The organism is Archangium minus (assembly GCF_044360475.1).
Lineage (GTDB): Bacteria > Myxococcota > Myxococcia > Myxococcales > Myxococcaceae > Archangium > Archangium minus.
In genome coordinates, this window is record NZ_CP043494.1 from 7284419 (window position 1) to 7308961 (window position 24543).

At 67.3% G+C, this 24543-nt stretch carries 20 protein-coding genes; 8 read left to right on the forward strand and 12 right to left on the reverse strand.

The genetic code is table 11. From position 1 onward, the window contains the following. Positions 1-13: 13 nt before the first annotated feature. Complete coding sequence (carB, locus tag F0U60_RS29545) at positions 14-3241, reverse strand: carbamoyl-phosphate synthase large subunit (RefSeq protein ID WP_395804591.1); 3228 nt, start codon at positions 3239-3241, stop codon at positions 14-16. A 155-nt stretch (positions 3242-3396) separates the two neighbouring features. On the opposite strand from carB, the gene F0U60_RS29550 reads away from it, so the two are divergent. Both F0U60_RS29550 and F0U60_RS29555 read left to right on the forward strand, forming a co-directional pair. After that, positions 3397-4092 carry a hypothetical protein gene (locus tag F0U60_RS29550; protein ID WP_395804593.1) on the forward strand — a complete coding sequence of 232 codons (696 nt, stop codon included), beginning with the start codon at positions 3397-3399 and terminating at the stop codon, positions 4090-4092. A gap of 66 nt (positions 4093-4158) precedes the next feature. Next, positions 4159-6216 carry a sulfatase gene (locus F0U60_RS29555; protein ID WP_395804595.1) on the forward strand — a complete coding sequence of 686 codons (2058 nt, stop codon included), beginning with the start codon at positions 4159-4161 and terminating at the stop codon, positions 6214-6216. Positions 6217-6231: 15 nt separating this feature from the next. On the opposite strand, the gene F0U60_RS29560 is transcribed toward F0U60_RS29555, so the two are convergent. The 5 genes from F0U60_RS29560 to F0U60_RS29580 form a co-directional block, all read right to left on the reverse strand. Beyond that, positions 6232-7422, reverse strand: coding sequence for a pyridoxal phosphate-dependent aminotransferase (locus F0U60_RS29560; protein ID WP_395804597.1), 1191 nt, complete (start codon positions 7420-7422; stop codon positions 6232-6234). Positions 7423-7561: 139 nt separating this feature from the next. Next, positions 7562-8044 (reverse strand): pantetheine-phosphate adenylyltransferase, encoded by a 483-nt coding sequence (gene coaD / locus F0U60_RS29565; protein ID WP_395804599.1) that lies wholly within the window; start codon positions 8042-8044, stop codon positions 7562-7564. Positions 8045-8077: 33 nt separating this feature from the next. Beyond that, positions 8078-8635 (reverse strand): 16S rRNA (guanine(966)-N(2))-methyltransferase RsmD, encoded by a 558-nt coding sequence (rsmD, locus tag F0U60_RS29570; protein WP_395804601.1) that lies wholly within the window; start codon positions 8633-8635, stop codon positions 8078-8080. Then, complete coding sequence (locus F0U60_RS29575; RefSeq protein ID WP_395804603.1) at positions 8635-9672, reverse strand: hypothetical protein; 1038 nt, start codon at positions 9670-9672, stop codon at positions 8635-8637. The genes rsmD and F0U60_RS29575 overlap by 1 nt, the downstream gene beginning before the upstream one ends. Before the next feature lie 75 nt (positions 9673-9747). Then, complete coding sequence (locus F0U60_RS29580) at positions 9748-10749, reverse strand: cation diffusion facilitator family transporter (protein WP_395804605.1); 1002 nt, start codon at positions 10747-10749, stop codon at positions 9748-9750. A 113-nt stretch (positions 10750-10862) separates the two neighbouring features. On the opposite strand from F0U60_RS29580, the gene F0U60_RS29585 reads away from it, so the two are divergent. The 6 genes from F0U60_RS29585 (at position 10863) to F0U60_RS29610 (ending at position 18620) form a co-directional block, all read left to right on the forward strand. Continuing rightward, a complete protein-coding gene (locus tag F0U60_RS29585; protein WP_395825510.1) occupies positions 10863-12443 on the forward strand; it encodes a sigma 54-interacting transcriptional regulator in 1581 nt (526 codons plus the stop codon). Between the two features lie 4 nt (positions 12444-12447). Continuing rightward, on the forward strand, positions 12448-13389 hold the full coding sequence (locus F0U60_RS29590; RefSeq protein WP_395804607.1) for an alpha/beta fold hydrolase: 942 nt from the start codon (positions 12448-12450) through the stop codon (positions 13387-13389). Positions 13390-13640: 251 nt separating this feature from the next. After that, positions 13641-15482: a translational GTPase TypA gene (typA, locus tag F0U60_RS29595; protein WP_395804609.1), complete on the forward strand. Its 1842-nt coding sequence runs from the start codon at positions 13641-13643 to the stop codon at positions 15480-15482. 162 nt (positions 15483-15644) lie between these two features. Then, positions 15645-16733 (forward strand): metallophosphoesterase, encoded by a 1089-nt coding sequence (locus F0U60_RS29600; protein ID WP_395804612.1) that lies wholly within the window; start codon positions 15645-15647, stop codon positions 16731-16733. Positions 16734-16853: 120 nt separating this feature from the next. Then, positions 16854-17885 (forward strand): histone deacetylase family protein, encoded by a 1032-nt coding sequence (locus F0U60_RS29605; RefSeq protein ID WP_395804614.1) that lies wholly within the window; start codon positions 16854-16856, stop codon positions 17883-17885. Positions 17886-17897: 12 nt separating this feature from the next. Next, the gene (locus F0U60_RS29610) at positions 17898-18620 is read left to right on the forward strand and encodes a YebC/PmpR family DNA-binding transcriptional regulator (RefSeq protein WP_203405289.1); all 723 of its coding nucleotides are present in this window, start codon (positions 17898-17900) and stop codon (positions 18618-18620) included. Between the two features lie 75 nt (positions 18621-18695). Here the strand turns inward: F0U60_RS29610 and F0U60_RS29615 are convergent, their stop codons facing one another. The 6 genes from F0U60_RS29615 to F0U60_RS29640 form a co-directional block, all read right to left on the reverse strand. Further along, complete coding sequence (locus tag F0U60_RS29615) at positions 18696-19820, reverse strand: FAD-dependent oxidoreductase (protein WP_395804617.1); 1125 nt, start codon at positions 19818-19820, stop codon at positions 18696-18698. Between the two features lie 99 nt (positions 19821-19919). Next, entirely contained in the window at positions 19920-20753 is an 834-nt protein-coding gene (locus F0U60_RS29620) for an acetoacetate decarboxylase family protein (protein ID WP_395804619.1), read from the reverse strand. Positions 20754-20759: 6 nt separating this feature from the next. Continuing rightward, positions 20760-21299, reverse strand: a complete 540-nt coding sequence (locus tag F0U60_RS29625) for a cupin domain-containing protein (RefSeq protein ID WP_395804621.1) — start codon at positions 21297-21299, stop codon at positions 20760-20762. 12 nt (positions 21300-21311) lie between these two features. Continuing rightward, the gene (locus F0U60_RS29630) at positions 21312-22436 is read right to left on the reverse strand and encodes an FAD-dependent oxidoreductase (RefSeq protein WP_395804623.1); all 1125 of its coding nucleotides are present in this window, start codon (positions 22434-22436) and stop codon (positions 21312-21314) included. A gap of 21 nt (positions 22437-22457) precedes the next feature. Beyond that, positions 22458-23495: an amidohydrolase family protein gene (locus F0U60_RS29635; RefSeq protein ID WP_395804625.1), complete on the reverse strand. Its 1038-nt coding sequence runs from the start codon at positions 23493-23495 to the stop codon at positions 22458-22460. A 3-nt stretch (positions 23496-23498) separates the two neighbouring features. After that, a complete protein-coding gene (locus F0U60_RS29640; RefSeq protein ID WP_395804627.1) occupies positions 23499-24524 on the reverse strand; it encodes a fumarylacetoacetate hydrolase family protein in 1026 nt (341 codons plus the stop codon). Between the last annotated feature and the right edge of the window lie 19 nt (positions 24525-24543).

A 24543-nucleotide genomic window follows, 5' to 3' on the forward strand; every position in this document is an offset into this window, starting at 1 on the left:
GAGTGAGGGGCTTTTACTTCTTCGCCAGGTAGTCCTGGAGCGGACGCACCGTCTGCTCCTTGCGCAGCAGCGCCTCCAGCGCTCCCACCGCCATCCGCGCCGCCTGCACTGTCGTGTAGTACGGCACGCTGTGCATCAGCGACTCGCGGCGGATGGAGAAGCTGTCCGCGATCTCCTGCTTGCCGAAGGTCGAGTTGATCACCAACACGATCTGCCCGTCGACGATCTTGTCCACGATGTGCGGACGGCCCTCGGTCACCTTCAGCACCTTCTCCGTCTGGATGCCCTTCGTCGTCAGGTACTGGTGCGTGCCGCTCGTCGCCACCAGGGTGAAGCCCAGCGCCCGCAGCCGCCGCGCCAGGTCCACCACCGCCGGCTTGTCGTCGTTCTTCACCGAGATGAAGACCTTGCCGCTCCTCGGCAGCTTCACGCCCGCCGCCTGCTGGCTCTTGGCGAAGGCCGACGGGAAGTCGTCCGCGATGCCCATCACCTCGCCCGTCGACTTCATCTCCGGCCCGAGGATCACGTCCACCCCGGCGAAGCGCGCGAACGGGAACACGGACTCCTTCACCGCCACGTGCCGGAACTCGGGCTCCTGCGTGGCCCCCAGCTCCGCCAGCGTCTTGCCCACCATGCACAGCGACGCCAGCTTCGCCAGCGCCACGCCCGTGGCCTTCGAGATGAACGGCACCGTGCGGCTCGCGCGCGGGTTCACCTCCAGCACGTAGATCGTCTTCCCCTGGATGGCGAACTGCACGTTCATCAGGCCCACCACGCCCAGCTCCTTCGCCAGGGCCATGGCCTGATCCTTCATGCGCTCCACCAGGTCCGGCGACAGCGAGTGCGGCGGCAGCGTGCACGCTGCGTCACCCGAGTGCACACCCGCCTCCTCCACGTGTTCCAGCACCCCGCCCACCAGCACCGCGCCCGTCTTGTCCGCCACCAGATCCAGGTCCACCTCGATGGCGTCCTTGAGGAAGCGGTCGATCAACACCGGGTGCTCCGGCGACGCGCTCACCGCCTCGCGCATGTAGCGCTCCAGGCTCTGCTGGTCGTAGACCACTTCCATCGCCCGGCCGCCCAGCACGTACGAGGGCCGCACCATCACCGGGTAGCCAATGCGCTCGGCCACGCGGTAGGCCTCCTCGTGGCTGCGCGCCACGCCGTTCTCCGGCTGCTTCAGTCCCAGCTTCTCAATGAGCTGCGCGAAGCGCTCACGGTCCTCGGCCCGATCGATGGCGTCCGGCGACGTGCCGAGGATCGGCAGCCCGGCCTTCTCCAGCGGCACCGACAGGCGCAGCGGCGTCTGCCCGCCGAACTGGACAATCGCGCCCACCGGCTTCTCGCGCTGCGCCACCTCCAGCACGTCCTCGATGGTCAGCGGCTCGAAGTACAGGCGGTCCGACGTGTCGTAGTCCGTGGACACCGTCTCCGGGTTGCAGTTGACCATCACCGTCTCGTACCCGGCATCGCGCAGCGCGAAGGCCGCGTGCACGCAGCAGTAGTCGAACTCGATGCCCTGGCCGATCCGGATGGGGCCACTGCCCAGGATGAGCACCTTCTGACGCTCGGTGGGCGGCGCCTCGTCCTCCTCCTCGTAGGTGGAGTACAGGTACGGCGTGTAGGCCTCGAACTCGGCGGCGCAGGTGTCCACCCGCTTGTACACGGGCCGGATGCCCTTGGCGTGCCGGAGCGCGCGCACCTCGGCCTCGGTGCAGCTCAGCAGCTGCGCCAGGTACTTGTCGGAGAAGCCATCCGCCTTGGCCGTGCGCAGCACCTCGTCCGGCACCTTGTCCAGCTTGCCGAACTCCTGGATCTGCCGCGCCTCGTGCACCAGGGCCTGGATGTGGCGGAGGAACCAGGGATCGATGGCGGAGAGCTCGTGCACCTCCTCCACCGTCATGCCCTCACGGAAGGCCTGCACCAGGTACTGCGGACGCTCCGGCCGAGGCACGCGCACGTAGTCGCGCAGCACCTTGCGCCGCTCCTCCTTCTCCTCGGGCAGCTCGGGCGACTCCAGGCCCGTGCGGCCGGACTCCATGGAGCGCATCGCCTTGAGGTAGGCCTCGCGGAAGGTGCGACCAATGGCCATGACCTCGCCCACCGCGCGCATGCTGGTGGTGAGGGTGCGGTTGGCGTGGGGGAACTTCTCGAAGTTGAAGCGCGGCACCTTCACCACGACGTAGTCGAGCGTGGGCTCGAAGGACGCCGGGGTGTCGCGGGTGATGTCGTTGCGCAGCTCGTCCAGCGTGTAGCCCAGGGCCAGCTTCGCGGCCACCTTGGCAATGGGGTAGCCCGTGGCCTTCGAGGCCAGCGCGCTGGAGCGCGACACGCGCGGGTTCATCTCGATGACCACGATGCGCCCGTCGCGCGGGTTGACGCCGAACTGGATGTTGGAGCCGCCCGTGTCGACGCCGATCTCCCGGATGATGCGCATCGAGGCCTCACGCAGCCGCTGGTACTCGCGGTCCGTGAGCGTCTGGGCCGGGGCCACGGTGATGGAGTCACCGGTGTGCACGCCCATGGGGTCCAGGTTCTCGATGGAGCAGACGATGATGACGTTGTCCGCCGAGTCGCGGACCACCTCCAGCTCGTACTCCTTCCAGCCGAGCACGCTCTCCTCGATGAGGATGGTGGAGGTGGGGCTGGCCTTGAGGCCGGAGCGGCAGATGGCCTCGTACTCGTCGCGGTTGTAGGCGATGCCGCCGCCGGTGCCACCCAGGGTGAAGGAGGGCCGGATGATGGCGGGGAAGCCGATCTCGTCGGATAGCGCGAGGGCCTGCTCCATGGTGGTGGCGTAGCCGCTCTTGGGCAGCGCCACGCCGATGCGCTCCATGGCCTGCTTGAAGAGCAGCCGGTCCTCGGCCTTGTTGATGGCCTCCAGCGAGGCGCCGATGAGCCGGACGCCATACTTCTCGAGGATGCCCTGCTCGGCGAGCGCCTTGGCCAGGTTGAGCGCCGTCTGGCCGCCCATGGTGGGCAGGATCGAGTCCGGGCGCTCCTGAGCGATGATGCGCTCGGCGACCTCGACCGTGATGGGTTCAATGTACGTGCGGTGCGCGAACTCCGGGTCGGTCATGACCGTTGCCGGGTTGCTGTTCAAGAGGACGACTTCGACGCCCTCCTCGCGCAGCGCCTTGGTGGCTTGCGTCCCAGAGTAGTCGAACTCGACCGCCTGCCCGATGACGATCGGGCCCGAGCCGATAACGAGAACCTTCCGGATATCATTTCGCTTAGGCATCGAGGGGGGCCCAATAGCAACGTTCGCCTCCGCTTGCACCAACCGTGTGAAAACGGTAGCCGGAGGGTCGGAAATGGAGCCTGCCCGGCGGCAGGGGGTGTCGGCCCCGGGCGCCGGGTCCTCTGCTAGTCTGGGCTCTGTTTTCCGGAGGTTTCATGCGTCGCTGGTCTCTGGTCCTGCTCCTCGCTACCGCGTCTCCCGTCCTCGCCCAGGAGGCCCAGGAAGCTCCCGCCGCTCCAACGGCCGAGCCTGCCCCTGCCGCCGCTGCGCCTGCCGCCGAGCAGGCTCCCGCAGCTGCTGAAGAGGCGCCCGCGGCGCAGAAGCCGTCCCGCCGCCGCCGTGCGAAACAGGCGGCAGCGGCCGAGGCGCCAGCCCCAGCCCCCGAGGCTCCGGCACCCGCCCCCACCGCCACAGCACCCAGCCCTTCCGCTCCGGCCCCATCCGCTCCGGCTCCAGCCCCCCAACCAGGCAGCATCCAGGAAGAACTGCGCGACGAGGCCCGCTACCTGATCAGCTATCTGCTCACGGGGGATGTGCGCAGCACCGTGCCGATGCTCGCCTTCCCGTTCCAGCTCGAGGAGCGCAGGTTCGACACGCCGGAGTCCCTGATCGTGAGTTGGGTGAAACAGCTCCGTAACAAGCGGACGGACCTCATCACCCTCTACGACATCGAGGTCCTCCCCTACGCGGAGTTGGAGAAGAAGTACGGCAAGCCGCCCGCCCGGCTCGGCGCCATCGTCCCGCGCGGGACCGAGGTGTACGCCGCTGTGGCCAACCTCTCGGGACACGCGGCGGTCCTCCTCTACCGGCAGACCGACGCTGGCTGGCTGGCGTTCGCCTACACGGATTGAGTCGACTCGGAAATCCGATTTCCGGGGGTGCCAGGTACCTCCCACGATGCACAAGCTGACGGAGAGATGAGGCCTCCGTCCCCCCTCCCCTTCGTGCGTGTGCTCGTCTGGACGATTCGAGGAGGACTCAGTGTCTTCCTGAGCCTCTATACGCTGTGCGCCGTCTTCAATATGCAGCTCGGCTACCAGGGGAACGAGAACCCGGAGCTCGAGACCCTGGTGTGGCGGGAGTGGCGCAGCGAGGTATTGCTCCAGGTAGGTCGCCTGCTCACGGCCCATACCGTGCTGGGACTGCTCGTGGGGCTTGTGATGGGGCTCGCCGCCTGGGGTCTTGGCTCGAGGCGACGCGGTGGGGCCTTCCTGTGGGGTTTCGGCGGCGGCCTGCTCCTCGCGCTGCTGGCCTGCCTGGGAGACATGGCGCACCACCCCCACCTCTATGCCGCGACCCTCTACGAGCGAGCCGGTTGGACTCGGGCGCTCCTCCTGCACGTCAGCCAGACGCCTCCCGCGCTCTGGCATGCCATGGCCGCGCTCCTCGTCCTGGCTGCGCCCATCCCGGCCGTCTGGCGTCGCATCCAGCTCGGCGCGGGCCTGCTGAAGCCCTTGGGCGTGGCCCTCGTCGGAGCGGGAGTGGTGGGTCTGCTCCTCGCCTGGAATCCGGAGCCTCCCGCGCCCACGTCCTCGAGCCCCAACCTGCTCATCCTCGCCTCGGATGGGCTGCGGCCGGATCACCTCTCGGGCAACGGCTATCCCCGCCAGACCTCGCCCCACATCGATCGGCTGATGCGCGAGGGCAGTCACTTCGAGGAGACGCTCGTGCAGATGCCACGCACGGGGCCCTCCTGGACCACGCTGCTGAGCTCCCAGTGGGCTGGGCAGCATCCCATCCGCCACACGATGGTGGGCCCACAAGCGCGCACCAGCTCCTTTCCCACGCTCGCCACCGCGTTGCGCGAGGCGGGATGGCAGACGGCCGTCCTCTCCGACTACGCGGGCGACATCTTCTCGCGCCTGCCCCTGGGCTTCGATCAGGTGCAAGCACCGGCCTTCAACTTCCCGGAGCTCATCCGCCAGCGCATGCTCATCACCCAGGTGGTGTTGCTGCCATGGACTGCGCTCCTGCCCTCGCTCTTTCCCGAGCGCCAGCAATTTCCCGAGCTCACCGACCCCACGCCGCTGGCGGCGAGCACCCGGCGTGCGCTCGACCGCTTCAATTCGGAGGAGCCCTTCGCCCTGCTCATCTTCGCCTCAGTCACGCACTTTCCCTACGCGGCACCGCACCCTTATGAGGGCCGCTTCCTCGCGCCGAGCGAACGCGGACCGTGGCGATTTGGGGCCACACCGCAGATGGAGGCGCCGCGCTCGACTCCGAGCGCCCAGGATGTGGCGGCACTGGTGGCGAACTACGACGCGAGCGTGCTCGCCTTCGACGCCTTCGTGGGACGGGTGATGGGGGAGCTCGAGCGGCGAGGCCTCGCGGACTCCACGCTGGTGGTCATCCTCTCAGACCACGGTGAACACCTGGCCGAGGGGAATCGAGGCCTGGGCCACGGAGAACACCTCTGGGGCAGCGAGGCCCTGCGTGTGCCCTTCATCCTGCGGTGGCCCGGAAAGGTGGCGGAGGGCCGCGAGCTCACAACCCGTGCGCGCGCCATCGACGTGGCACCCACCCTCTTGGAGCTCCTGGGCCTCGAGGCACCCACAAGCTTCCAGGGCCGCTCTCTGGCCTCCCTGTTGGCCCCTGGTGACGCCGTGCCCGAGCTGCCCGAGCTGCCCGCACTTATCGAGACGGACCTCTGGTTCTCGGATCGGGACGGGCTGCCCTACCAACAGTTCCGTATCCCCTACCCCTGGCTCTACGACATCGTGACCGTGGACCCGGACACGGGAGACATCGCCCTCAAGCCCGAGTGGGAGGACACGGTGCAACAAGCCAAGCACCGCGGCCTCTATTTCGGACGCTGGAAGCTGCTCGAGCTGCCCACGCCCCAAGGTCTGCGAGTGGAGCTCTATGACGTTCACGCGGACCCCGAGGAGCGGCACGAGGTATCCGCCAAGCACCCTGACGTCGTGGCGGACCTGCGTGCCCTGCTCCAGCGGGAGCGCTCCTGGGCCGCACCGTGAGTCTTCCGTGCCGCTTCAGCGCACGGAGGCCGTGAACTCGCGGAGACGCTCCAGGCCCTTGCGCAGCTGCTCCCGAGAGGTCGCGAAGCTCAGGCGGATGTGGCCCTCCGCACCGAAGGGAGCGCCCGGCACCGCGGCGATCCGGAAGTCGTTCAGGAGGATCTCGGACATCTGGATCGAGCCCGTCACCGGCGTGCCCTTGTACGAGCGCCCGAAGAGGCCGCTCACGTTGGGCAGCACGTAGAAGGCGCCCTCGGGGCTCCGGCAGCGCACGCCCTCCATCGAGTTCAGCGCGTCCACGACCATGTCCCGCCGCGCCCGGTACTCCTCCACCATGGGCACGAAAATGTCCGGCGGCCCCTTGAGTGCAGCCACCGCCGCCTTCTGCGCGAAGGACGCCGCGTTCGACGTGGACTGGTCCTGGATCATCTGCATGCCCGAGGTGAGCCACTTGGGTCCCGCCACGTACCCCATGCGCCAACCCGTCATGGAGAAGGCCTTGCTCATCCCGTTGATGACCACCAGCCGCGGCAGCAGGTCCGGCGCCACGTTGCCGATGTTGAGGAACTCGCCCTGGTACAGCAGCTTCTCGTAGATGTCGTCGCTCAGCACCAGGCAGTCGTGCCCCCGCACCGCCTGGGCGATGCCCTCCAGCGCGGCGCGCGAGAACACCGCGCCCGAGGGGTTGCTCGGGCTGTTGAGGATCAGCGCCTTGGTGCGCGGCGAGAGCGCCCGGCGGATGGCTTCTGGGTCTGGCGCGAAGCCGTCCTCCTCGCGCGTCTCCACGAACACCGGCTTGCCGCCCGCGAGCTGCACCATGTCCGGGTAGCTCACCCAGTACGGCGCGATGATGACGACCTCGTCACCCTCGTTCAGCAGCGCCTGGAAGGTGTTGTAGATGGCCTGCTTGGCCCCCACGGTCACCAGCACCTGGTCCGGCGCGAACTTCAGGTGGTTCTCCCGCTCGAACTTCGCGCAGATGGCCTCGCGCAGCTCCTGGATACCCGAGGTAGGCGTGTACTTGGTGAAGCCCTGCTTCAGGGCGTCGATGGCTGCCTGCTTGATGAAGTCCGGCGTATCGAAATCGGGCTCCCCCGCCGCGAAACTCACCACGTCCACACCCTGGGCCACCAGCGCCTTCGCCTTCGCGCTAAGCGAGAGCGTGGGTGACGGCTTGATGGCACTGAGTCGATTCGCAAGTTTCATGGTCGGTACCCTGTGATGTGCCCCATGGGCGAACAAGAAGTCCGGAGCCGGGAGTGAACGGACGCGGACACTCCCGGGAACGGTACGGCGCTCGCTTCACTCTCTCACTGCACCAACGGACAGCCTTCACCCAGGTGGCTCAGCCCTGCTTCCCGTACCGGGCTCGCAGCACCTTCAACACGTTGGGCGGAACCAGCCCCTCCACGTTGCCGCCGAACGAGGCCACCTCTCGGACGAGGTTCGACGAGACGTAGAAGTAGTCCTCGCCCGTCATCATGAAGACGGTCTCGATCCCCGGGGCCAGCTTGCGGTTCATGTTCGCAAGCTGGAACTCGTACTCGAAGTCCGACACCGCCCGCAGGCCCCGCAGCAACACGTTCACGCCTCGCCGGTTCGCGTACTCCACCAGCAGGCCGTGGAAGGCATCCACCTCCACCCGGGGATCCGGACAGGCCTCACGGATGAACTCCTTACGCTCCTCCTCAGAGAAGAGCGGAACCTTCTTGGGGTTCACGGCCACCGCGACGATCACACGATCGAACATCTGAAGCGCGCGTTGGATGATGCTGAGGTGACCGTTGGTGAGCGGATCGAACGAGCCCGGGTAGATGGCGATGCGCATGCACTCCCAGTCTCGACGCACCACGGCATGCGGTCAAGCAATGCGGAAGAGACTGACCAGGGTGTCCCCAAACCGACGCTGGTCCACCCGCTCGAAACCCTCGTGGGTTTCAGGGGCCGCCTCCCGCTTGTCGTGCTCGATGACCACCGTCCCACCGGGCGCCAGCACCCCGTGCCGCACCAGCCCCTCCAGCACCGTCTCCACCACTCGGGCCGCGTACGGAGGGTCCGCGAAGATGAGCTCGAACCGGTCTCCCCGGCGCCCGAGCGTCTCCAACGCACGCTCCACGGGCTGGGAGAGGATCTCCACCCTCGCGCCAAACCCCAGGGCGTCCGTGTTCGCCCGGCAGAGGGACAGCGCCTCGCGATCCGAGTCCACCAGCACCGCCCTCGAGGCCCCTCGCGAGACGGACTCCAGGCCCAGGGCCCCCGTCCCCGCGTAGAGGTCCAACACCTTCTGCCCCTCCAGCCACTGGCCGAGCACGTTGAAGATCGTCTCCCGCACCCGGTCCGCCGTGGGGCGGATGTGCTTCGACGTTGCCTTGGGGCCCGCCAGGGCCCGGCCTCTCGCACTACCCGCCACGATGCGCATCAGTCGCCCCGGTTCTCCGCCAGGAAGAGCATGGACTTCCACCCTGTCCGCGACGCGCCCAGCGCCGCCAGGACCTCGGAGGCCTCGGCGAACGTCAGCGCCTCCAGCCGCGACGCATCCTGGGCCTCCAGCGACGCGAGCTGCTCGCCCACGACGCCCAGCAATTCTCCCGCCCCCAGCCCCGCCTTCTCCGCCTTCTGCTCCAAGCTCGCGCGCACCGTGTCCGGGTACGAGGCCAGCGCCAACCGCTCGAAGGGCGCCACGCACTCCACCTTCTTCACCCCCGCCGCCACATACGTCGGCAGCACCCGCGCCGAGCGCCGCCCCGCCTCCCCCACCGCCACGCCCGCCCCATACTGGCCCGCCAGCTCCACCAGACTCCGGAGGAACTGCACGTCCTGGTCCTCCTCGCTCAGGACGGCCGCGGAGATCCGCAGGAAGCGCACGCTCACGCCCTGCCGCTGAAGCCCCTCCAGCAACGCGCGGCCCCCCTCCAGCTCATCGCCCTCGGAGCCCGCCGGCAGCGACACCTCCAGCGCCAGTTCTCGCTCCACCACGGGCCCGGAGAGCCTCCGCACCGCCTCCACCGCGGCGTCTGCCGGAAGCCGCGTCACGTCCAGCGACACCAGCGAGAAGCCCGCGTCCACCAGGCGGAAGAGGCCCTCCTGGAGCAGCCCCAGCGCCTCCGGCTCCGCCTTCGGCACCCGCACCGGCCCCGCCTGCAGGAAGAGGGGGCGCTTGTGACCATCCGCCTCCGCCACCTGTTGCACTGCGGTCACGAAGCGCTCGGCCGCGCCCCGGTCCGCGAGCGGATGCGGGCACAAGAGCCCCATCACCGCGTCCTCGCCCCGCGCCGCAGCCAGCAGCCCCGGCAGCATGGGCCGGATCGGCACCGGCAGGCACGGCAGCGCCGCCGGCACCTTGTCGAGCGCCTTCAGCAGCTCGCGGGGGTTGAGCACGGGGAGCCTCGAAGCCGTCCCCAGCCGAGCCACCACGCTCGTCGGCCTGAGCGTCAGCACCTTGTCGAGCACGTTCATCCGAAGCCGAGAATCATCTGCTCCAGAGGGGGGCTGCAAGCTGGATGTGGGGGATTTCGTTCAGCCCCACACCCCTCAGTGCACCTCGCCCAAATGGGCATAGGTCTCGCTCTCGATCTGGATCGTCGTGTGGTCGATGCCGAACCGATCAAAGAGCTCGTGCTTCACGGCGGAGAGGATCTCATCGTTGTTGCAGACCATCGGATCCGCCACCACCAGGTGGGCCGAGAGCGCGTACATGCCGCTCGCAATGGTCCACACGTGCAGGTCGTGCACGTCGCGCACCCCCTGCACCTTCAGCAGCAGCTCCTTCACCACCGACATGTCCACGTGCGACGGCACCGCCTCCAGCAGCACGTCCACGGCGTCCCGCACCAGCCTCAGGGCTCCCACCACGATGACCACCGAGATGACCACCGAGATGATGGGATCGATCACGTACCAGCCCGTCAGCCACATCACCGCGGCGCCCACCAGCACGCCCACGCTGGAGAGCGCGTCACCCAGCACGTGCAGGAAGGCCCCCCGCACGTTCATCGAGTGCGTCTGATGCAGGAAGCCCAGCGCCCCCAGGTTCGCCAGCAGGCCGATCGTCGCCACCACGGCCATGGGCCCCAGACGCACCTCGGCCGGCGCGCGGAAGCGCTCCCAGGCCTCCACCACGATCACCCCGGTGATGCCCAGCAGCAACACGCCGTTGAGCAGCGCGCTGAGGATCTCCATGCGGTAGTAGCCGTACGTCTTCTTCAGATCCGCCGGCTTTCCCGCGAACCAGAGCGCCAGCAGGCTCAACCCCAGCGCGCTGATGTCCGTGAGCATGTGGCCCGCGTCGGACATGAGGGCCAGGGAGTTGGTGATGTAGCCCCCCACCGCCTCCGCCACGGCGATGGTGCCCGTCAGCGCCAGCGCGAAGAGCAGCCGCGTGCGGTCCTTCCTCCGCTCCTCCTTCAAGGAAGAAGACGAGCGCCGTACGGGTTTACCGTGACCGTGCGCGTGCCCATGGCCCCCGCACTCATCCTCGTGCGCGTGGTCATGGTCATGGTCGGACTCGCGATGCATGTGGGGAGATGTGGTCACAAAAAGTTCAGGTGAGAACGCTCCTCCACGGAGACGTGCCAAGAAGCTAGAGTCCAAAAACCTCGTAGGTTCAAGGTTTTTCCCCCCTGTTGATCATCCCCAAGGCACGGCAGATGGACCTCGAGAGGCACCAGAACCTGCACACCATCATCATGCTGCGGGAAATCATCCGCAAGTGGTGGAGGGCGGAGCTCCACTTCGCGGATCGCAACGGCATGGTGATGGATTGGTTGAGAGGCGGAGATATTCCGCCGACTCCCAACGAGTGCTGCCGCCTCTCGCTCAACTCGCGGGAGGGCCTGCGGCGCTGCAACCAATCGGTGCGCCAGCTCCACGAGCAATTCCGAGCGAACCGACGCCTGCGCCGCGCGCTCACCCAGCCCTGCCACCTCCAGTTCAGCCTGGTGGGCGCGCCGATCTACATCCGCGATGAGTACGAAGGTTTTCTGTTCGTGGAGGGCTTCCTGCGCGAGCCTTTCTCGGAGCGGGAGCGCGAGGCGCTCAAGGTACGGCTGCGCGAGCTGCAGCCGTCGAGCCCCGAAGTGGAGCGCGCGGTAGAGCGCCTGCCCGTGCTGGGCGACGACAACCTGGAGAAGCTGGCGGACTTGCTCGAGTATGGCGCCAACGAGATCGCTGCTTTCGAGGCCGAGCGGGTCCGTAAGGAGGAGCGCAGCCTCCAGTCGCTCTCGCAGGACAGCGAGAACTACCGCTTCGAGGACATCATCGGCCGCTCCGGGCCGATGCAGGAGATCTTCAAGTTGCTGGAGAAGGTTTCCAACTCGGAGGCCACGGTCCTCATCAACGGCGAGTCGGGCACGGGCAAGGAGCTGGTAGCGCGTGCGATCCACGCCAACGGCCCGCGGCGTCACGGCCCCTTCGTGGTGCAGAACTGCTCGGCCTTCAACGACAACCTGCTGGAGAGCGCGCTCTTTGGCCACATGCGCGGCTCCTTCACGGGCGCCATGCGCGACAAGAAGGGTCTCTTCGAAGTGGCCGACCGCGGCACCTTCTTCCTCGATGAGGTGGGGGACATGTCCCCTGCCCTGCAGGTGAAGCTGCTGCGCGTGCTGCAGGAGGGCACCTTCCTGCCCGTGGGTGGCACAGAGCCGCGCGAGGTGGACGTGCGCGTCATCGCCGCCACCCACAAGGACCTGGGCGAGATGGTCAAGCGCGGCGAGTTCCGCGAGGATCTCTACTACCGCATCAACGTCATCCGCGTGCACCTGCCCGCGCTGCGCGAGCGCCGAGACGATCTGCCGCTGCTGGTGGACCACTTCCTGCGCAAGCACCACCGCGAAGGCCAGCGCGCCCGCAGCCTCTCCGCCGAGGCCATGGCCCTGCTCAGCATGTACGCCTGGCCGGGCAACGTGCGCGAGCTGGAGAACGAAATTGAACGGCTGCTCGTCCTCGGTGGCGATCTGGAGTTCCTGCCCGCCGAGCTCATCTCCAGCCGCATCCGCGACGCGGTGACGCCTGGCGGCATCTCCATGCTCACCGCCCGCGCCACCGGCAAGCTCCATGAGGCCGTGGAGACGCTGGAGCGTGAGATGATCCACCAAGGTCTGTTGCGTACTGGCAACAACAAGAGCCGGCTGGCTCGCGAGCTTGGCATCAGCCGGTCCAACCTTATCTTGAAGATCGCCAAGTACGGCCTCGACAAGGGCCTCCCGCCCGATGCCGAGGCAGACGCGTGAGCGCATGAGCCACTACTTCCGGCAGGACTACCTCACCGTCCCTGATGGGGCGGCGCTGTACTACCAGGTGCAGGGCGAGGGCGAGCCGGGGATGGTGTTGTGCGACGGCCTGGGCTGTGACGGCTTCGTCTGGAAGTACCTGGCGCCCTATCTGGAGCAGCGCTACCGCGTGCTGCGCTGGCACTACCGAGGCCATGGCCGCTCGGGCCTGCCTCGGGATCGCGAGCGCATCGGCATGCTCTACACCTGCGACGATCTCAACCGGGTGATGGACGCCGCGGGCATCGATCAGGCCGTGCTCTTCGCCCACTCCATGGGCGTGCAGGTGGCGCTCGAGTTCCACCGCCGCTACGCCTACCGCATGAAGGGGCTCGTCCTCATCTGCGGCAGCTACGGCAACCCGCTCGACACCTTCCACAACGCCAACTGGCTCAAGCGGCTCTTCCCCTTCATCCGCCTCACCGTGGAGCGCTTCCCTCAGCCCGTTGCCCGGCTCACCCGCGCCCTGCTGAGCACGGAGCTGGCCATGCAGGTGGCCCTCTCTGTGGAGCTCAACCGCTCGCTGCTCTCCAAGAGCGACCTCGTCCCCTACTTCACCCACCTGGCCAATATGGATCCGGTGGTCTTCGTCCGGACCTTGGAGTCCGCCTCTACTCACAGTGCGTGGGATCACCTGCCCCACGTGGACGTGCCCACCCTCATCATCGCGGGCGAGCACGACAAGTTCACCCCGGCGTGGCTCTCGCGGCGCATGGCCGCCCACATCCCCGACGCCGAGTTCATGATGGTGCCCCAGGGCACCCACGCCGCCCCCTTGGAGCACCGCGACCTGGTGGAGCTCCGGGTGGAGCGCTTCCTCCGCGAGCACCTGCCCGCCTCTCCGCCGGCTCCTTACCGGGAGGACCGTCTTGGCGTGCCGGATGTCGTCTCCCCGCCTACCCGGTAGGAGGAGAAGAAGGGGCTCGCCCCTCTTTCGGCTGCAACGAAGGCGTGAATTCCGGGGAGCCAACTGAGGCTTCCGGCCGGCTGCCCGCGTACCTTTCTTCCAGCCACGTTGCAGGTGGAAGACCCACGGCATATAAGCGCCCGCCCTCCGCGTTCCTGTGAGGTTCACACAGGGTCCCCTACGCGGGGCCTGGGCGCCTTTGCCCCCTTCACGATTTTCATCGCCGGTTCAACCCCGGCACGCCTCGCCTAATGATTGCTCGAGAGAACATCCGCAACGTCGCCATCGTCGCTCACGTCGACCACGGCAAGACCACCCTCGTCGACCACATGCTCCGCCAGGCGGGCATCTTCCGCAGCAATGAAGCCGTCACCGAGCGGGTGATGGACTCGAACGACCTCGAGCGCGAGAAGGGCATCACCATTCTCGCGAAGAACACGGCCGTCACCTACAAGGGCAAGCAGATCAACATCATCGACACCCCGGGCCACGCGGACTTCGGCGGTGAGGTGGAGCGCGGTCTGCGCCTGGTGGATGGCGTCATCCTCCTGGTGGACGCGGCCGAAGGCCCCCTGCCCCAGACGCGCTTCGTGCTCAGCAAGGCGCTGGGCATGGGCCTGAAGACGGTGCTCGTCATCAACAAGATCGATCGCCAGGACGCTCGCCCCAAGGAGATCCTGGATCAGGTCTACTCGCTCTACATCGACCTGGGCGCGGACGAGCACCAGCTCGAGTTCCCCGTGCTCTACACGATCGCCCGCCAGGGCCAGAGCTCGCCCTCGCTGGAGCAGCCGGGCAAGAGCCTGGAGCCGCTGTTCGAGGCCATCCTCTCGCACATCTCGCCCCCGCCGGCGCCGACCCAGGAGCAGCTGCAGCTGCTGGTGGCCAACCTGGACTATGACGACTACGTGGGCCGCCTCGCGGTGGGCCGCGTGCAGGCCGGCCGCCTCGCGCCGAACATGCCCGTGGCGGTGATGCGTGACGGAGGCAAGATCGAGCAGGGCAAGATCGTGAAGCTCTACGGCTTCCAGGGTCTCAAGCGCACGGAGATCGCGGACGCCGGCCCCGGAGAGATCGTCTCCATCGCAGGCATCGAGTCCATCTCCATCGGCGACACCATCGCCGACGCGGAGAAGCCGGTGGCGCTGCCGCGCATCACCGTGGACGAGCCCACGATGATGATGATCTTCAAGGTCAACGATGGGCCGCTTGCGGGCAAGGAGGGCAAGTACGTCACCAGCCGCAACCTGCGCGAGCGCCTGTACCGTGAGGCCTACCGGAACGTGTCCATCCGCGTGGAGGACACGGAGACGCCGGACGCCTTCCGCGTGGTGGGCCGTGGCGAGCTCCAGCTCGCGGTCATCATCGAGACGATGCGCCGCGAGGGCTACGAGCTGACGGCCTCCAACCCGGAGCCGGTGACGAAGACGATCGACGGCGTGCTGCACGAGCCGATGGAGCTGATGTTCTGCGACGTGCCCGAGGGCAGCGTGGGCGCGGTGACGGAGCGCCTGGGGCCTCGCAAGGGCCGCATGACGGACATGTCGCAGCTGGGCGGCGGGCGCACGCGTCTGGTGTTCCGCATTCCGGCGCGCGGCCTGATCGGCTTCCGCTCGGAGTTCCTCACCATCACCCGTGGTGAGGGCATCATGAGCAGCCAGTTCGACGGGTACGAGCCGTGGTTCGGCTACATCCCGAAGCGGGCCAACGGCGCGATCGTGTCGGACCGCCTGGGCGAGACGGTGCCCTACGCGCTCTTCAGCATTCAGGAGCGTGGCCACCTCTTCGTGGGTCCTGGCGTGACGATCTACGAGGGGATGATCATCGGCGAGCACGTGCACCCGTCGGAGCTGAACGTGAACGCCTGCCGCGAGAAGAAGCTGACGAACATCCGGGCCGCGGGCCGCGACGAGAACGTCATCCTGACGCCGCCGCGCGAGATGGGGCTGGAGAAGGCGCTGGAGTGGATCGCGGACGACGAGCTGGTGGAGGTGACGCCGAAGTCGGTGCGCATGCGCAAGAAGGCGCTGAGCTCGGGCGAGCGTTACCGGGCCGAGCGTGATCGCAAGCGTGAGGAGCGCGGCGAGGCGTAATCCGCCAACCATCGCCAACCATCGGGGAGAGGACCACCCTCTCCCTCTGGGAGAGGGCCGGGGTGAGGGTCTACAAGACTCGCATCCGCGGCCCTCTCGGCGTTCAAGGGACTCGTCACCGCCCCTGCGGAACGAGCGCGAACCCGTTACAAGAAGGGTTCGATGTCCAGCCGAGCCCGATTCCGGAACCGCTTTCAGCTCCTAGCGGCCGTCCTCGTCACCGTGGTGCAGCTCCCAGCAGTGCTCTGGCTGTGTTGGCACACCCGCACGCCCGTGCCTGCGCTGGTGGCGGTGCTGGTCTCTCCCCCGTACCTGCGCCAACTCCACGCGCCCTGGGCGACCACGGAGCCCGCGCTGTCCACCTATCTGGCGCTGGGCTGGTGGGCGGCCTGCGCGGTGTTTGACGTGCTCATGCTCCCCGCTGCGCTAGCGGTCCGGGCAGGAACTCCCTTCGGGGTGGCCTGGGGCCTGGCCGGGGCGATCGCGCTGGTCATGGGGGTAGACACGGTCCTCGGCCGTCCGAGGCTGCGCCGGCGGGCGGTGCGAATCGAGGGACTGCCTCCAGAGCTGGACGGCTACCGCATTGGCCAGCTCTCCGACGTCCACTGTGGCCCGTACGCGTCCGAGAAGCGGGTCGCCTCCTGGGTGGCGCGCCTCAACGCACAGAACCTGGACCTGGTGACCGTCACAGGAGACCTGATCACCCATGGCTCCTCACACGTGGAGGCGGTCGCTCGAGCGCTTGGCGGCTTGCGGGCGAAGAACGGCGCCTTCGCCTGCATGGGCAACCACGACTACTTCACGGACGGAGAGCACCTGGTGCGCCAGCTGAGGCGCAACGGCCTCAACGTGCTGCGCAACGAGGGAAAAGTCATCGAGCGGGGCGGCGCGCGCCTCTACGTTGCGGGCGTGGACGACACCTGGACCTCGCGGGACGACATAGACCGGGCCCTCGCGGCACGACCGGAGGGGGCCCCAACGATCCTGCTTGCGCACGATCCCGACCTCTTCCCGGAGGCACAGGCCCGCGAGGTCGAGCTGACGCTCTCGGGCCACACCCATGGCGGCCAGCTCGGCGTCCCGGGTGTCCCCCGCCTCTCGCTGGGGCGGTTTGTCACCGTCTGGGTGGCGGGGCTGTACCGAAAGGGCCGCTCGTGGCTCTACGTAAACCGCGGTGCCGGCACCACGGGTCCACCCGCGCGCCTGGGCGCTCCGGCGGAGCTGACGGTCATCACCCTGCGCCGAGCCTGAGCACGGGATGCGGCTCGCCCGCGAAGGCCTCGACCGGCCGGAAGGCGCCCGGTCTTGCGCTTCCCACGGAGTGCTTGCCAGAGTCCCGCCCATCCGCCTTCGAACGGAGGAGCCTTCCCGGTGAAAGTCGCTCATTCTGCCCTGCATGCCCGCCACGACGGTGGCAAGGAACTCCATCGCGGCGAGCTGGTGCCGTGCTTCGAGATGCCGGTGCGTGCCGACTACATCCTGAAGGCGGTGGAACGCGCGGGCTTCAACGTGAGCGAGCCACGCCCGTTCGCGCTGGAGTCGCTCCTGCGTGTCCACGACGCCCACTTCGTCGAGTTCCTGCGCACCGCTCACGAGGAGTGGCGGGCGGCCGGCAAGGAAGGCTTCATGCTGCCGAGCGGCTTCCCCGCCCGGAGCCTGCGCCGTGATCACATCCCCTCCGGCATCAACGGCAAGATGGGCTACTACGCCTTCGATGCCAGCACGCCGATCGTCGAGGGCACGTGGGAGGCCGCGTTCGCCGCCGCCCAGTGCGCCCTGACCGCCGCGGCCTGGGTCGCCGAGGGCGACAAGAGCGCCTATGCCCTGTGCCGTCCGCCCGGACACCATGCGGGATACGCCCTGTACGGCGGCTACTGCTTCCTCAACAACGCGGCGCTGGCGGCGCAGTACCTGCGCGATCACGGCTTCGCGCGGGTGGCGGTGCTGGACGTGGACTACCACCACGGCAACGGCACCCAGGACATCTTCTGGGAGCGCTCGGACGTGCTGTTCGTGTCCATCCACGGCTCCCCGGAGACCGAGTACCCCTACTTCCTCGGCTATGCAGACGAGCGCGGTGAAGGCGCGGGCGAGGGCTACACCCGCAACTTCCCGCTGCCCCGTGGCACCACCTGGAAGGAGTACGGCCCCACCCTGTCCGCGGCGATGGATGTCATCGGCGGGTTCTCGCCCGATGCCCTGGTGGTGTCGCTCGGCGTCGACACCTACGAGGGCGACCCGATCAGCTCCTTCAAGCTCGCCACCTCCCACTACCCGCTGATCGGCCAGCGCCTGGCCGAGCTGAAGCTCCCGACGGTGTTCGTGCAGGAAGGCGGTTACGCGGTGGACGACATTGGAACCAACGTCGCCGGAGTGCTGGAAGGCTTCCTGAGCAGGCGCTAAGAGACACTGATCATGGGACGCATCTTCGAAACCCGCAAGACCACGATGTTCGCCCGCTGGAACAAGATGGCGAAGATGTTCACGCGGATCAGCAAGGACATCGCCATCGCCGTGAAGGCCGGCGGCCCCAGCCCGGACAACAACCCGGCCCTCCGCCGAGCGCTGCAGAACGCCCGCGCCGCGAACATGCCGAAGGACAAGGTCGAGGCCGCCATCAAGCGCGCCAGCGGCCAGGACGCGAAGGACTACGACGTCGTCCTCTACGAGGGCTATGGGCCGCACGGCATCGCCATCCTCGTGGAGACCGCGACCGACAACGTGGTGCGGACCGTGGCCAACGTCCGCATGCACTTCAAGGACGGCGGCGGAAACCTGGGCACCACCGGCAGCGTCAACTACCTCTTCCAGCGCATGGGCGTCTTCCGCCTGGCCCCCGAGGGGTTGGACCTGGAGGCGCTCGAGCTGGACCTCATCGACCATGGGTTGCAGGAAATGGGGGAAGGCACCGGCGAGAAGGGCGAGAAGCAGATCATCATCCGCTGCGCCTTCAACGACTTCGGGCAGCTCCAGTCCGCCATCGAAGCCCGGGGGCTCACGCCCCTCTCCTCGGAGTCCGAGTACATCGCGCAGAACCTCATCGAGCTGCCCGAGGACAAGGCCAACGAGGTCCTCGAGGTCGTGGACGCGCTCGAGCAGGACGAGGACGTCCAGCGCGTCTTCCACAACCTCGGCTAACAGCGCCGTACCGCTGGACGAACAGCATCCTCACTCGGTGGGGATGCTGACGCCCAAGAAGTCAACGCCACCCGTTCAGATGGGCTGGGCGATGACTTCCAGCATCTTCTTCACGACTCCGCTCCGGTCGGCGTGGGACGCGCCCTGCATCTCCCACTCGCCGATCTGGATCGCACTCTCCACGATGAACTTGCAGCGCTCGTAACGCCGCTGCATGAAGCGCGACAAGAGCGCCCCCACGGGAGCGTCCTCCGCGAGGAGCTCCGAGAGCACCACGGCATCCTCAACAGCCATGCCCGCCCCCTGCGAGATGTGCGGCGTCATCGCATGGGCCGCGTCGCCGATCAGCACCACCCTGCCCCGGTACCAGGACTCGGGGACGAAGATCACCTCCATGGGCTTGTAGACGACCTGCTTCGGGTCGGTGATCTGCTCTCGCAGCTGGCCGATGAGCCCGCCGAACTCCTTCAGGCGATCCCTCATGAGCTCCGCGAGCTGGTCCTCCGGCACTCTCGGATTGCCAGGCTCCGAGGACGTCACGAACATGTACATCAGGTCCTTGGAGAGGGGGCAGAGCCCGGAGTTGTGATGGTGCCCGTAGTAGACCGCGAGATGGTCGAGTTCGGGCGGGCGCGGGAAGTTATGGCGGAAGACGGCCTGTCCCGTGAAGCGCGGCTTCAGCTCCTTCCCGAAGACCATGCTCCGGACCTTGGAGTAGAGCCCGTCGGCCCCCACCACGAGGTCGTACCGGCCCTGCGTGCCATCGGTGAACATGACCGACACACCCTCGGGGTCTTGAGCCAGCTTCTCGACCGTGACGCCCAGTCGGATGGCGGTCCCCTTCTCCGCGGCCGTGGAGCTGAGCACCTGGTGGAGGGCGATCCGGGAGATGCCCAGGTTGGGCGGGTACTCCGGTCCCGCCGCGCGCTCCCCAGGCAGCATCCGCTGAAACTCACCCTCCGCCGTGTAGTGGCCCATGCCCTCGTACGCGTACCCCGCATCGAGAATGCGGTCGACCAGGCCCAACTGGGCCATGGCCCGGATGGCGTTGCATTGCAGGATGATGCCGACACCGTAGACGGTCCACTCCTGCTTGACCTCAACGAGGTCGACCTCGATGCCACGGTTTCGCAGGCCCGAGGCCAACGAGAGTCCGCCGATTCCACCACCGACAATCAACACCTTGTGTACACGGGCCATCTTTGGATGCCTCCTGACGAGCAGGGTGTGTTCCCCCCATTTGCTCGTTGAAGGCACCATGGCACTTCAGCAGAGCCAGGTCGCGACGAACAGCAATCCTCACCCGTTGAGAATGCGAACGTCCGAGAAATTTCCGCCGCCCCTCGTCCTGGCGTGAAACGCGCCCAGGAAATCGAGCTCTCCGAGATCGGCCAACGCGTTCACGATATGGAATTGAGTAGGTAGCTCTTCCCAGGTGGCACGCGTGAAGGCGAACTGGCCCGTTCCTCGTAACTCCTCCTCGAGTGACACCGGCCCGGTGGGTGCTGGCCAGAGCGTCAGGTAATCGGCGTCCGCTTCTCCCGGCGAGCCGGTACGCGGAACGAACTTGTGGCTCACGACGCCGTCATGAAGCGGCGGCCTCGCGGAACCCACGGGCGAGGCTTCGCCAGGCGTTGCGAGCCCCTCCAGGGTCATCGAGAAGAAGCGGAAGCCGAGCCAGCTCGCGCTGTAGTGCGTCCGCCCAGAGAGCACCCGCGGTGGCAGAATCTCCGCGTAGATCTTGTTCGCACCCAGCTCGTCCCTTCCGGTGAGGATGGGGTCCGTCAGGCTCTCCCACATGACTGGCACGAAGCGGCCCCGCCCTTCATTACGTCCCAGGCGATACGTGACCGGAATGTAGAGCGCGAGGATGTTATAGCCGCGACCCGCGAGCCACTCGATCTCCTCGAGGACGTGGACCTCGACCGTGAAGATGCCATCGCCATCGAGTTGGAGGCCCGAAGGCAGCAACGCCTCGAGGCGTGAGCGCTCGGCGCGCGCGTTGACACCCGCGAGGGTGGTCTTCGGGCTCCGCGATGGATCCGAGACGAAGGGGGGCGGAATCCAGCGAGGCCCCGCCGATGGACCGAAGCCCATCGGCATGCGGCGGTTGTAGATGAGCGGCTGGCTCATGACGTGTCAGCCCTTCCGCTCCACGCGAGCGTCGATGAGGATGAACGCCATCCGGCAGGATCTGCCACTGCGATTGGCCCACGCGTGATTCGTGCCGCGCTGGACCACGATGTCCCCGGGCCCGAGAACTCGCTCCTCGTTATCGAGCACGAGCACGATCTCGCCTTCGAGCACGATGCCGTAATCAACCGTCTCCGTCTTGTGCATCAGCGGATGAGGAGAGGCCGCCTCGGCCGTCGCGCTGTGACTCGAACCCAGGGACTCGAACGACGCCCTGGCCGCGTCCGCCTCGAGCGGCTTGTCAGGCGGTATGTCGACGATGCGGATGACGGTTCCGTTGGGCGGCGGTGGGATTCCGCGTTTCGCCGTCGGCTCGCCCTCTCCCTCGAGGGCCGCGGGCGTGCTCATCGTCGCCCAGATCTCATGGAAGGCCAGTCCCGGAATCTCCTTCGCACGAATGACGACGGGAGGGGCACCGTCGGAAACCACGATCGATCTTCCCTGTGCATCATGACCGGTCACGACGCGACGGACGGGGGACGTCATGGGCAATTCCTTTCAAATGGGCTGAGCCGTGACTTCCATCATCTTCTTCACGATCCCGGTCCTGTCGGCGTTGGACGCGCCCTGCATCTCCCAATCACCGATCTGGATCGAGCTCTCGACGATGAACTTGCAGCGCTCGTAGCGCCGCTGCATGAAGCGGGACAAGAGCGCCTCCACCGGAGCCTCCTCCTCGAGCAGCTCCGAGAGCACCACGGCGTCCTCGATGGCCATGCCCGCCCCCTGCCCGAGGTGCGGCGTCGTCGCATGCACGGCATCACCGATCAACACCACCCTGCCCCGGTACCAGGGCTCGGGGACGAAGATCACCTCCATGGGCTTGTAGACAACCTGCTTCGGGTCGGTGATCTGGTCTCGCAACCGGCCGATGATCCCGCCGAACTCCTTCATGCGATCCCTCATGAGCTCCGCGAGCCGGACCTCTGGCATCCACGGGTTCCCGGGCTCCGAGGAGGTCACGAACAGGTACATCAGGTCCTTGGAAAGGGGGCAGAGCCCGGCGTTGTGATGACGCCCATAGAAGGCCGCCAGATGGTCGATCTCGGGCGGACGCGGGAAGTTGTGGCGGAAGACGGCCTGTCCCGTGAAGCGCGGCTTCAGCTCCTTCCCGAAGACCATGCTCCGGACCTTGGAGAAGAGCCCATCGGCACCCACGACGAGGTCATACCGGCCCTGCGTGCCATCGGTGAACGTGACCGACACGCCCTCGGGGTCTTGCGCCAGGTGCTCGACGGTGAGGCCCAGGCGGATGGAGGTCCCCCTCTCCGCGGCCGTGGAGCTGAGCACCTGATGAAGGGCCAGCCGGGAGATGCCCAGGTTGGCCGGGTACTCCGGCCCCGCCGCGCGCACCCCGGGCAGCATCTGCAGAAGGTGACCCTCCGCCGTGTAGAGCCCAACATTCTCATACGCGAATCCTGCGCCGAGAAAGCGGTCGGCCAGCCCCAGCTGGGCCATGGCCCGGATGACGTTGCATTGCTGGATGATGCCAACGCCGTAGACGGTCCACTCCTTCTTGACCTCGACGAGGTCGACTTCGATGCCACGGTTTCGCAAGCCCGAGGCCAACGAGAGTCCGCCGATTCCACCACCGACAATCAATACCTTGCGTACACGGGTCATCTTGGATGTCTCCTTGGCTCTTCAGGTTGACGGCGTGGGCTTCAGGCCCAGCAGGTCGGCCGCATTGAGGCCGAGGATCCGGGCGCGCTCCGCATCGCTCAGACCCGGCACGGCATCCACCAGGCCCTGAACGTCGTAGGCGCCCATGTCGAAGGGATAGTCGGTACCAATCACCACCTGCGAGGCCCCGACGACGTCGATGAGGCGCTGCAGGACCCCAGGGTCATGAACGACGGTGTCGAACCAGATGCGCTTCAGGTACTCGGAGGGCTGGCGTTTGAGATGGCCAGCTTCGGGGCGGACTCGGAACGCGTGGTCGGAGCGGCCCAGGTAGTGCGGCAGGTAACCTCCCCCGTGCGCCGCGCAGAGCTTGAGCCCCGGGTACCGATCGAGCACCCCGCCGAAGATGAGGTGCGAGAGCGCCACCGTGGTCTCGACCGGCTGACCCACGGTGTTGCACAGGTAGTAGCGGTCCAGGCGCGCCCCCAGCGACGTCCCCAACGGGTGCAGGAAGACGAGACAGCCGAGCTCCTCCGCCTTGGCCCAGACCGACTCCAGGCTGCTGTCGGACAGCTCGAGCCCGTTCACCGCCGAGGACACCTCGACGCCGCGCAGCCCGAGGCGACGGACGGCGTGCTCCAGTTGCTCGACGGCGAGCCTGGGGTGCTGCAGCGCGAGCGTGCCGAGCCCGACGATACGGCGCGGGTGGCTGTCCGCCAGGGCGGCGATGTGCTCGTTCTGGACCCGCACGACCTCGCGGGCGAGCTCCTCATCCGCCCAGTAGTAGTACTGGTTGGGTGAAGGGCTGACCACCTGGACGTCCACGCCCATGGCGTCCATGTCCCGCAGGCGGAGCTCGATCGACGTCAGCTTGGGCATCGCCTGGGGAAGCATGACGGTGGCGTTGTGCACCGTGGATGCCTCACCTTGGGCTCGGAGCTGAAGCTGAGGCTCTGCCTTCTTCTCTGGCCGGTCCGCGACCAGCCGCTCCACGTCGAGACTCATGGCGTGGCAGTGGAGGTCCACCACGAGCCGCCGGTTGGTACCAACGTTTGGCATGAGTTACCCCTCCTCCGCGATGCAGGGATTGCGCTGGGTGCCGAGCCCGGTGATGGAACCCTCCATCACATCCCCCGGGCGCAGGAAGCGGTTGTGGTGGGTGCCATTGCCAGCGGGAGAGCCCGTGCAGATCACGTCTCCCGGCAGCAGTTGGACGTAGGACGAGATGAACTCGATGAGGCGCGCGACATCGAAGATCATGTCGGCCGTGCTCTCGTCCTGCATCGTCTCACCATTGAGCTTGAGCGTGACGCGCAGGTCCTGCGGGTTGCCCACGAAGGTGGCGGGCACGAGGTAGGGACCCATGGGCAGGAAGGTCGGCGAGCTCTTGCTGGCCATCCAATCCATCCCCATCTGCGGAGCGTCCGGGCGGTAGACAAGCTCGCGGCTGGTGATGTCGTTCACGACCACGTAGCCGGCGACGTAATCGAGCGCCTCCGCGCGGGGCACGCGCCGGGCTGGCCGGCCGATCACCACACCCAGCTCGAGTTCCCAGTCAGGCTGACTCACGTCACGGGGCAACACGACGGAGTCGTAGGGGCCCACCACCGCGGACGAAGCCTTGAAGAAGACGAACGGCTTTCCCTTCGCCGCGCGCTCGTCCATGAGCTTCTCACCGTGGGCCCGGCGCTCCTCGGCGGACATCTTCTCCGTGAGGTGGCTCTTCTGGTCGATGATGAGATCGATGACGTGCTTGCGGTAGTTCGCCCCGGAGCAATAGATCTGCCGCGGCTGAGGAATCGGTGCTCGGACCTGAAGCCTGTTGGCTGGAACCAGGAGCGAGGCCACCCGAGGCGCCCCACCCTTGCGGATCAGCTCCGCGATCCGGCTCAGCGTCGCGAAGTTGCGCGGCCACTCCTGGAGGAGCTCCTGGACGGAGGCGGTGCCAACGAGGGGCTGGCCGAGACTGGCGGCAAGTGGCTCGAGCGCCGCGAGCGCAACGACCTGTTCGTCAATGACGAGGCCGGGAAAGGAGGGGCTTCCCGCGACCGCGAATGTACCGATTGCAAAGCGAGCCTGCTCGCCCATTGTCATTCCTCCAGATGTC

Excerpts from the sequence above, each read along its gene's own strand:
- typA (WP_395804609.1), top strand. The coding sequence starts at position 13,641 with ATGATTGCTCGAGAGAACATCCGCAACGTCGCCATCGTCGCTCACGTC.
- F0U60_RS29610 (WP_203405289.1), top strand. The coding sequence starts at position 17,898 with ATGGGACGCATCTTCGAAACCCGCAAGACCACGATGTTCGCCCGCTGG.
- F0U60_RS29620 (WP_395804619.1), bottom strand. The coding sequence starts at position 20,753 with ATGAGCCAGCCGCTCATCTACAACCGCCGCATGCCGATGGGCTTCGGT.
- F0U60_RS29615 (WP_395804617.1), bottom strand. The coding sequence starts at position 19,820 with ATGGCCCGTGTACACAAGGTGTTGATTGTCGGTGGTGGAATCGGCGGA.
- F0U60_RS29550 (WP_395804593.1), top strand. The coding sequence starts at position 3,397 with ATGCGTCGCTGGTCTCTGGTCCTGCTCCTCGCTACCGCGTCTCCCGTC.
- carB (WP_395804591.1), bottom strand. The coding sequence starts at position 3,241 with ATGCCTAAGCGAAATGATATCCGGAAGGTTCTCGTTATCGGCTCGGGC.
- F0U60_RS29630 (WP_395804623.1), bottom strand. The coding sequence starts at position 22,436 with ATGACCCGTGTACGCAAGGTATTGATTGTCGGTGGTGGAATCGGCGGA.
- rsmD (WP_395804601.1), bottom strand. The coding sequence starts at position 8,635 with ATGCGCATCGTGGCGGGTAGTGCGAGAGGCCGGGCCCTGGCGGGCCCC.
- coaD (WP_395804599.1), bottom strand. The coding sequence starts at position 8,044 with ATGCGCATCGCCATCTACCCGGGCTCGTTCGATCCGCTCACCAACGGT.
- F0U60_RS29585 (WP_395825510.1), top strand. The coding sequence starts at position 10,863 with ATGGACCTCGAGAGGCACCAGAACCTGCACACCATCATCATGCTGCGG.
- F0U60_RS29600 (WP_395804612.1), top strand. The coding sequence starts at position 15,645 with ATGTCCAGCCGAGCCCGATTCCGGAACCGCTTTCAGCTCCTAGCGGCC.
- F0U60_RS29575 (WP_395804603.1), bottom strand. The coding sequence starts at position 9,672 with ATGAACGTGCTCGACAAGGTGCTGACGCTCAGGCCGACGAGCGTGGTG.
- F0U60_RS29555 (WP_395804595.1), top strand. The coding sequence starts at position 4,159 with ATGAGGCCTCCGTCCCCCCTCCCCTTCGTGCGTGTGCTCGTCTGGACG.
- F0U60_RS29625 (WP_395804621.1), bottom strand. The coding sequence starts at position 21,299 with ATGACGTCCCCCGTCCGTCGCGTCGTGACCGGTCATGATGCACAGGGA.
- F0U60_RS29590 (WP_395804607.1), top strand. The coding sequence starts at position 12,448 with ATGAGCCACTACTTCCGGCAGGACTACCTCACCGTCCCTGATGGGGCG.
- F0U60_RS29635 (WP_395804625.1), bottom strand. The coding sequence starts at position 23,495 with ATGCCAAACGTTGGTACCAACCGGCGGCTCGTGGTGGACCTCCACTGC.
- F0U60_RS29560 (WP_395804597.1), bottom strand. The coding sequence starts at position 7,422 with ATGAAACTTGCGAATCGACTCAGTGCCATCAAGCCGTCACCCACGCTC.
- F0U60_RS29640 (WP_395804627.1), bottom strand. The coding sequence starts at position 24,524 with ATGGGCGAGCAGGCTCGCTTTGCAATCGGTACATTCGCGGTCGCGGGA.